The sequence below is a fragment of the Streptomyces sp. NPDC002309 genome, from assembly GCF_053593375.1.
On the sequence record NZ_JBSFCI010000060.1, the window covers coordinates 1 to 7,461 of the forward strand.

The following is a 7,461-nucleotide window of genomic DNA, read 5'->3' on the forward strand; positions in this document are numbered from 1 at the left end:
GGCGTTTCCGCGCGGCGTTTCCGCGCGGCGTTTCCGCGCGGCGTTTCCGCGCGGCCCGGCACGCGTTTCGGCGTGCCGGGCCGCGCCGGTCAGAACCCGCCCTCGCCCTCGCCCTCCAGGAACGTCCCCAGCACCTCGATGTCCCCGATCCGGGAGGGGTCCACCCGGTACGGGTCGTCGCCCAGCACGACGAGGTCGGCACGGTTGCCCGGCGCGAGGCTGCCCGCGTCGGACTCCCAGTGGCAGGCGTGGGCGGCGTCGACGGTGTAGGCCCGCAGGGCCTCGTCCACGGTGATCGACTCCTCGGGGCCGATGGCCCGGCCCGACTCAGAGGCCCGTTCGACCATGAACTGGACCGCTCGCAGCGGCGCGCCGTCGGCGACCGGCCGGTCCGAACTTCCCACCAGCCGGACACCGTGGTCGAGGAAGCCCCGGCCCCGGTAGAGCCAGCCGGCCCTGTCGTCGCCCATGACGGTGGCGTAGTCGTCGCCGTAGTAGCGCAGGAAGTTCGGCTGGACGACGACGGTGACGCCGAGCGCGGCCAGCCGGGGCAGCTGGTCCGGGCGGACCAGGCCCGCGTGCTCGATGCGGTGGCGTGCCCGGGGGCGCGGCAGCAGACGCTGCGCCCGCGCCAGGGCGTCCAGGGCGACGTCGACCGCCCGGTCCCCGATGGCGTGGATCGCCAGCTGCCAGCCCGCGAGGTGCCCTGCCACGATCGTCTCCACCAACTCCTCGGGCTTGGCCTGGAGTTGCCCGGATCCGCCGGTGCCCAGGTAGGGACTGGTCAGGGCGGCCGTACGGGCCATCATCCCGCCGTCGGTGAAAATCTTCAGGGCCCCCAGGGAGAGGGCGCCGTCGCCGAAGCCGGTGCGCAGGCCGAGGCTGAGAGCGCGGGTCGTGGTGTCCTCGGGAGCGGTGTGCACGGATGCGAGTGCGTCGGCGGCCACCATCAGCTGTACGCGTACCGGCAGACGGCCGGTGTCGTGGGCGAGCTGGTAGGCCGCCGCCTCGACGGGGCTGTGGCGGAACAGTCGGGCGCCGACTCCCGCCTCGGCGCAGGCGGTCACGCCCTCGGAGCGGCAGACACGGGCCGCGCGTTCGATCGCCTCGGCCAGTTCGTCGAGGGAGTGCGGCGGCCGGGAGCGCAGGGCGGCTCCCATGGCGCCTTCGACGAGGAAGCCGTCGGGACTGACGGCCTCGGCGGGCAGCTCCCTCAGGATCGCCGTGTTCACGAGGCAGGCGTGTCCGGAGAGATGACCCAGGTACACCTTGCGGCCGGCGCTGACGGAATCGAGGTCGGCTGCCGTCAACGGGCGGTCCAAAATGCGCTGGTCGTAGCCGCCGAAGTCCAGCCAGGCGCCGGCCGGTGCCTGGGCGACGGCCTCGGCGACGACCCGGAGCACGTCGTCGGCGCGGGTGCTCGGTGCCACGCTCGGGACCGCGGCCTTCAACCCGGTCCAGGCCAGATGGACATGGCTGTCGATGAAGCCCGGAAGCACCACCGCCCCGTCCAGGTCGTGGGTGCGCCGCGCCGGCAACCCCGCCACGTCCTCGTCCAGGCCGACGACGCGGCCGCGCCAGATGCCCAGCTCCCGTGCGATCGGGCGATCCGGATCCATCGTGATGACGCGGGCGTTGGTGATCCTCGACGAGAGCAAGGACGGCTCCTTTTCGGTTTCCCAGGCGAAACTGCTGGCACACAGTCCGCACATGTGTTTAGGTAAGGCTAACCTAAGGGGGTTTCCGGTGGAGGAAACGCTGGGCCCCGACCGCGAGTTGGCGGCCTGGGCCGATGGTGTGCTCGCGCGTATCGACGCGCAACAAGGAATCGACGCCGAGTTGCTCGCCGCTCTCGGGCGCGGTCCGAGCCTGCGCGAGGAGACGCTGGCCCGGATGGCCGAGGCCGTGCGGGCGGCGGCCCTGGGGTTCGGCCCGGCGGGCTGCGCGGCGGCGGCCGGCGTACCGGAACGACTGCTGCGCAGCTGGCAGGACGGCAACCCCTCGTTCGCCGCGGCGATGTCGGGCGCGCGGAACCTGGCCCGGTCCCACGCGCCCGAGGGGAACGGCGCGGCACGTCCGCCGACCCCCGTCGCACTGCTCGTGCTGCTCCAGGCGATCCGCGCGGGCGCCCAGCACGCGTCCGCCGCGGCGCTCGCCGGCATGCCGCGTGCGGCCCTCTACCGGCTGCGCAAGGAACGCCCGAAGGTGGACGCGCTCGTCCTCGCGGCGCGCCGCGCCCGGTCCAAACGGACCGAAAGGCGGGGCGGTTCGGCCTACGAACACCGCTACCGGCTCGTCCGTGTGGACGACGCCCCCGCGAATCTCCAAGGGGGTAGCCGGGAGAGTCAGATCTGATTAGCCTTACCTAAGTTTTGTGCGCGATGTAGGGGCCCTGTGAACCCCCTTCCGGAGGAATGCGTGAAGAAGGCGGACCTGCCGGGACGGCGTGTCCTGTGGGGTGCGGTGGGCGGACAGCGCCGGGACGTGGTGCTCGGGGCGTTGCTGGGCATGGGCCACCAGACGGGTGAGGCCCTGGTGCCGGTACTCATCGGACTGGCTGTCGAACGAGGGGTCGTGGCCGGTGACGCCCGTGGGCTGCTGATGTGGCTCGGTGTCCTGGCCCTCGTCTACATCGGGCTCTCCTACAGCTTCCGCTTCGGCGCCCGGGCCGGTGAACGTGCCTCCGTGACGGCGGCTCACCTCCTTCGGACCCGGTTGGTCAGCCGCGTCCTCGCCCCCGAGGGGGGTGCGGAGGAAGGCCGGCTGCCCGGCGAGCTGGCGAACACCGCCACCGAGGACGCCAAGCGGGTCGGTGCCGTCACCATGGCCCTGATCGTCGGCATCGGGGCCGCCACCGGCCTGGCGGTCGGCGCGGTCGTCCTGCTGCGTATCTCCCTCCCCCTCGGCCTGCTCGTCCTGCTGGGCACCCCGCTGCTGCTGTGGCTGGTGCATCTGCTCAGCAAGCCGCTGGAGCGGCGCAGCGAGACCGAGCAGGAACGCGCGGCGCGGGCCTCGGGCGTCGCCGCGGACCTCGTGACCGGTCTGCGGGTGCTCAAGGGCATCGGCGCCGAACCGGCGGCCGTCGCCCGCTACCGCCGCACCAGCCAGGAGTCGCTGACCGCGACGCTGCGCGCGGCCCGTGCCGAGGCCTGGCAGAGCGGCGTCGTCACCATCCTCACCGGCGCGTTCCTCGCGCTGGTGGCGCTCGTCGGCGGGCGGCTCACCGCGCGGGGCGACATCAGCCTCGGCGAACTCGTCTCGTCCGTCGCGCTCGCGCTCTTCCTGATCGGCCCGCTCTCCGAGTTCTCCTGGGTCAACGCGGAGCTGGCGCAGGGCCGGGCGTCCGCGGCCCGGATCGCCGAGGTGCTCGACGCCGGCCGGGCCGTCCCCCCGGGACCGCCGCCCGGCGGCGACCTGCCGGGGCGGCCCGCGGGCCGGCTGCGGCTGAGCGGTCTGTCCTACGGTCCCCTGCGCGAGCTGGACATGGATGTCGCCCCGGGCGAGACGGTGGGCGTGGTCACCACCGACCCGGCCGACGCTTCGGCGCTGCTGCGGTGCCTGGGCCGGCGCGCCGACCCGGAGGGCGGCGCCGTGGAACTCGACGGCACCGCGCTGCCCGCGCTGGGCCTCGCGGAGGTACGGGCCGCGATCCTCGTCGCCGAACACGACGCGGACCTGTTCGAGGGCACGCTCCTCGACAACGTCACCGCCGCGTTCGGCACCCCCGACGCGGCATCCGTCACCGCCGCGCTCGGCACCCCCGACGCCGCGCCCGTCGCGGCAGCGATCGCCGCGTCGGGCACCGACGAGGTCGTACGCGCCCTGCCCGACGGAACCGCGACGGCCGTCACCGCGCGCGGCCGCTCCCTCTCCGGAGGCCAGCGGCAGCGGGTGGCGCTCGCCCGGGCACTGGCCGCCGACGCGCCGGTCCTCGTGCTCCACGAGCCCACGACGGCCGTCGACGCCGTCACCGAGGCGGGCATCGCCGCCGGGATCAGGGACGTCCGCGGCGACCGCACCACCGTCCTGGTGACCAACAGCCCCGCGCTGCTCGCCGTGACCGACCGGGTCGTCCTGATCGAGGACGGCAGGGTCACCGCGACCGGCACCCACGACCGGCTGGTGCACGACCGCGCCGCCTACCGGACGGCGGTCCTCACATGACCGAGACGCGCAAGGACACAGAGTCCCGCGAGGGGACGGAGTCCGGCGAGGGCACCGAGTCCTCTCTCCTGCCCGTGGCCACGCCCGCCCGCACCCGGGCCGCCGTCGCCGAACTGCTGCGCCCGCACAGGCCGTTGGCGTTCACCGCGTTCGCCGTGATGGTCGCCTCCACCGCCGTCGGGCTGCTGGTGCAGCCCCTGCTGGGCCGGATCGTCGACCTGGCCGCCCGCCGAGGCTCCGTGGACGCCGTCACGACCACCGCGGCGCTTCTCCTCGCCGTCGCCGTGGCGCAGGGCGTCACCGCCGGGTTCGGTCTGTCGCTGATCTCCCGGCTGGGCGAGACGGCCCTGGCCCGGCTGCGTGAGCGCTTCGTGGAACGGGCGCTCGCCCTGCCGCTGGAACGCGTCGAGCGGGCCGGCGCCGGAGACCTGACCGCGCGGGTCACCGCCGACGTCTCACTCATCGCGGAGGCCATCCGCAACGCCCTGCCCGAGCTGGCCCGTTCGCTGCTGACCATCGTCCTCACCCTCGGCGCCCTGGCACTGCTCGACTGGCGTTTCCTGCTGGCCGCACTGATCGCGGTGCCCGTGCAGGCGGCCACCGCCCGCTGGTACGTGTCCCGCGCCGTCCCGCTCTACGCCGAACAGCGCAGGGCCGCGAGCGCGCAGCAGCAGCAACTGCTCGACACGATCGCCGGCAGCTCCACCGTGCGCGCGTTCCGGCTGGAGAGGGACCACACCGAGCGGGTCGCCGAGCGGTCCCGGTCGGTGGTGGCGCTGACGATGCGCGGGGTCCACCTCGTGCTGGGCTTCTACAGCCGTCTGCACGTCGCCGAGTACGCCGGACTCGCCGCCGTGCTGTTCACCGGCTACTGGCTGGTCCGCGACGGCTCGGCGTCCATCGGCACGGCGACCGCCGCCGCCCTTTACTTCCACAGCCTGTTCACCCCGGTCAACGCCGCGCTGGTCCTCCTCGACGACGCCCAGTCGGCGACGGCGGGCCTGTCGCGGCTCGTCGGGGTCACCGACCAGCCGCCGCCCCCGGAGACCACTGGTTCGGTCCCGGCGGGCGGAGTGGACGTCACCGTGCGGGGACTCACTCACGCGTACCGGCCCGGGCACCCCGTCCTGCGGGACGTCGACCTGACGATCCGGCACGGCGAGCGGGTGGCCCTCGTCGGTGTCAGCGGCGCCGGCAAGACCACGCTGGCCCGCCTCGTCGCGGGCATCCAGCCGCCCTCCGCCGGCACTGTCCTCGTCGGAGGCGTGCCGCCCACCGAACTCGGCGCGTCCGCCACCCGCACGGTCGCCCTCATCACCCAGGAGACCCATGTCTTCGCGGGCCCCCTCACCGACGACCTGCGGCTCGCCAAGCCCGACGCCACCGACGGCGAACTGCGCGCCGCGCTCGACCGGGTGGACGCCCTCTCCTGGGCCGAGGCGCTGCCCGAGGGCCTGGCCACCGTCGTCGGCGACGGCGGCCACCGGCTGAGCGGCGCGCAGACGCAGGCGCTCGCCCTCGCCCGGCTGATCCTGGCCGACCCGCCCCTGGTGATCCTCGACGAGGCCACCGCCGAGGCGGGCAGCTCCGGGGCGCGCGCCCTGGAGAAGGCGGTCGCGCAGGCGGTCGACGGCCGTACCGCCCTGATCGTCGCCCACCGGCTCAGCCAGGCCGCGACCGCCGACCGCGTCGTCGTCATGGACGCGGGACGCGTGGTCGAGAGCGGCACGCACGACGAACTCCGCGCCGCCCAGGGGCGCTACGCCGCCATCTGGCGGGCCTGGTCCGACACCCGCGACACCGGCACCTGACCCCCACCCCCACCCGCACCCGCACCGGACGTACATACGAGTTCCACCCCCCGCACCGCCCGGCTCCACTGGCCCCGAAGAACGAAGGACCACCGATGTTCCGCTCCCGCAGAGCACCACGGCTCGCCGCCGCGCTCGCCTCCGCCCTCCTGCTCCTGACCGCCGCCACGGCCTGCGGTGGTGACGACTCGGCCGCCGGCACGTCGGAGGGCGGGGCGAAGGCGAGCGCCTCCTCCTCGGAGTCCGCCTTCCCGGTCACCGTCGCGCACAAGTTCGGCAGTACGACGATCAAGTCCGAGCCCCAGCGGATCGTCACCGTCGGCCTCACCGAGCAGGACGCCGTCCTGGCGCTCGGCAAGGTGCCGGTCGCCACCACCGAGTGGCTGGGCGGCTACAAGGGCGCCATCGGCCCCTGGGCCGAGGACAAGCTCGCCGGGGGCGAGGTGCCGACCGTCCTCAAGGACACCGGCACCGGCCCGCAGGTCGAGAAGATCGCCGCCCTCAAGCCCGACCTGATCCTCGCGGTGTACAGCGGCCTCACCAAGGAGCAGTACGAGTCGCTGTCCAAGTTCGCGCCCGTGGTCGCCCAGCCCAAGGAGTACAACGACTACGGCGTGCCGTGGCAGGAGCTGACCGAGACGGTCGGCCAGGCGCTCGGCAAGCCGGAGGAGGCCACGAAGATCGTCGAGGACACCGAGGCCGGGATCGCGGCCGCGGCGGCCGAGCACCCCGAGTTCAAGGGGGCGAGCGCGGTGATGGCCACGCCGTACGAGGGCATGTTCGTCTTCGGCAGCCAGGACGCGCGCTCGCGCATCCTGACGGGGCTCGGCTTCGCCCTGCCCAAGGACCTGGACAAGGCGATCGGCGACCAGTTCGGCGCGAACATCAGCAAGGAGCGCACCGACCTGCTCGACCAGGACGCCGTCGTCTGGATCGTCGGTGACGTCGCCAAGGACTCCGGCAAGCTGCACAAGGACGCCTCGTACAAGGACCTGGCCGTCGTGAAGGAGGGCCGTGAGGTCTTCGTCCAGGAGACCGGCGACTACGGCAACGCCACGTCGTTCGTCTCCGCGCTCAGCCTGCCGTACGTGATCGAGCGGCTGGTGCCCCAGCTGGCGGCGGCCGTCGACGGCAAGGCGGACACCAAGGTGGAGCAGCCCGCGTCCTGACGACGGACGACGACGAAGAGGGGGGCGGCCGTACGGCCGCCCCCCTCTTCCGTGTGTCCGGACGTCAGCCGTCCATGGCCTCGGCCAGGCTGCGCGGCCTCATGTCGGTCCAGTGGGTCTCCACGTGGTCCAGGCAGGACTGCCGGCCGGCGGGCCCGTGCACGACGCGCCAGCCGGCCGGCACGTCGACGAAGTCCGGCCAGAGGCTGTGCTGGTTCTCGTCGTTGACCAGCACCAGGTAGACACCCTCGGGGTCCTCGAACGGATTGCTCATGCTCTTCCTCTCCTCGTTGTTCACGACCGGATCGTTCACGACC

At 73.6% G+C, this 7,461-nt stretch carries 6 protein-coding genes; 4 read left to right on the forward strand and 2 right to left on the reverse strand.

Features of this window, described 5'->3' with window-relative positions; all coding sequences use genetic code 11:
• Window positions 1-89: 89 nt before the first annotated feature.
• Window positions 90-1,658 (reverse strand): amidohydrolase, encoded by a 1,569-nt coding sequence (locus tag ACWCPM_RS32210; RefSeq protein WP_450979803.1) that lies wholly within the window; start codon window positions 1,656-1,658, stop codon window positions 90-92.
• Between the two features lie 88 nt (window positions 1,659-1,746).
• Here ACWCPM_RS32210 and ACWCPM_RS32215 point away from each other — a divergent pair, with 88 nt between their 5' ends.
• From ACWCPM_RS32215 to ACWCPM_RS32230, 4 genes are all read left to right on the forward strand, one after another.
• On the forward strand, window positions 1,747-2,355 hold the full coding sequence (locus tag ACWCPM_RS32215; RefSeq protein ID WP_450979804.1) for a hypothetical protein: 609 nt from the start codon (window positions 1,747-1,749) through the stop codon (window positions 2,353-2,355).
• A 63-nt stretch (window positions 2,356-2,418) separates the two neighbouring features.
• Entirely contained in the window at window positions 2,419-4,164 is a 1,746-nt protein-coding gene (locus tag ACWCPM_RS32220) for an ABC transporter ATP-binding protein (RefSeq protein ID WP_450979805.1), read from the forward strand.
• Entirely contained in the window at window positions 4,161-5,975 is a 1,815-nt protein-coding gene (locus ACWCPM_RS32225) for an ABC transporter ATP-binding protein (RefSeq protein WP_450979806.1), read from the forward strand. The genes ACWCPM_RS32220 and ACWCPM_RS32225 overlap by 4 nt, the downstream gene beginning before the upstream one ends.
• Window positions 5,976-6,070: 95 nt before the next feature.
• Window positions 6,071-7,144 carry an iron-siderophore ABC transporter substrate-binding protein gene (locus ACWCPM_RS32230; RefSeq protein ID WP_450979807.1) on the forward strand — a complete coding sequence of 358 codons (1,074 nt, stop codon included), beginning with the start codon at window positions 6,071-6,073 and terminating at the stop codon, window positions 7,142-7,144.
• A 64-nt stretch (window positions 7,145-7,208) separates the two neighbouring features.
• On the opposite strand, the gene ACWCPM_RS32235 is transcribed toward ACWCPM_RS32230, so the two are convergent.
• Window positions 7,209-7,418: an MbtH family protein gene (locus ACWCPM_RS32235; RefSeq protein WP_450979813.1), complete on the reverse strand. Its 210-nt coding sequence runs from the start codon at window positions 7,416-7,418 to the stop codon at window positions 7,209-7,211.
• Window positions 7,419-7,461 lie beyond the last annotated feature (43 nt).

What these genes read in the sequence shown, in the direction of transcription:
- ACWCPM_RS32230 (WP_450979807.1), top strand. Translation starts at nt 6,071, where the DNA reads ATGTTCCGCTCCCGCAGAGCACCACGGCTCGCCGCCGCGCTCGCCTCC.
- ACWCPM_RS32235 (WP_450979813.1), bottom strand. Translation starts at nt 7,418, where the DNA reads ATGAGCAATCCGTTCGAGGACCCCGAGGGTGTCTACCTGGTGCTGGTC.
- ACWCPM_RS32225 (WP_450979806.1), top strand. Translation starts at nt 4,161, where the DNA reads ATGACCGAGACGCGCAAGGACACAGAGTCCCGCGAGGGGACGGAGTCC.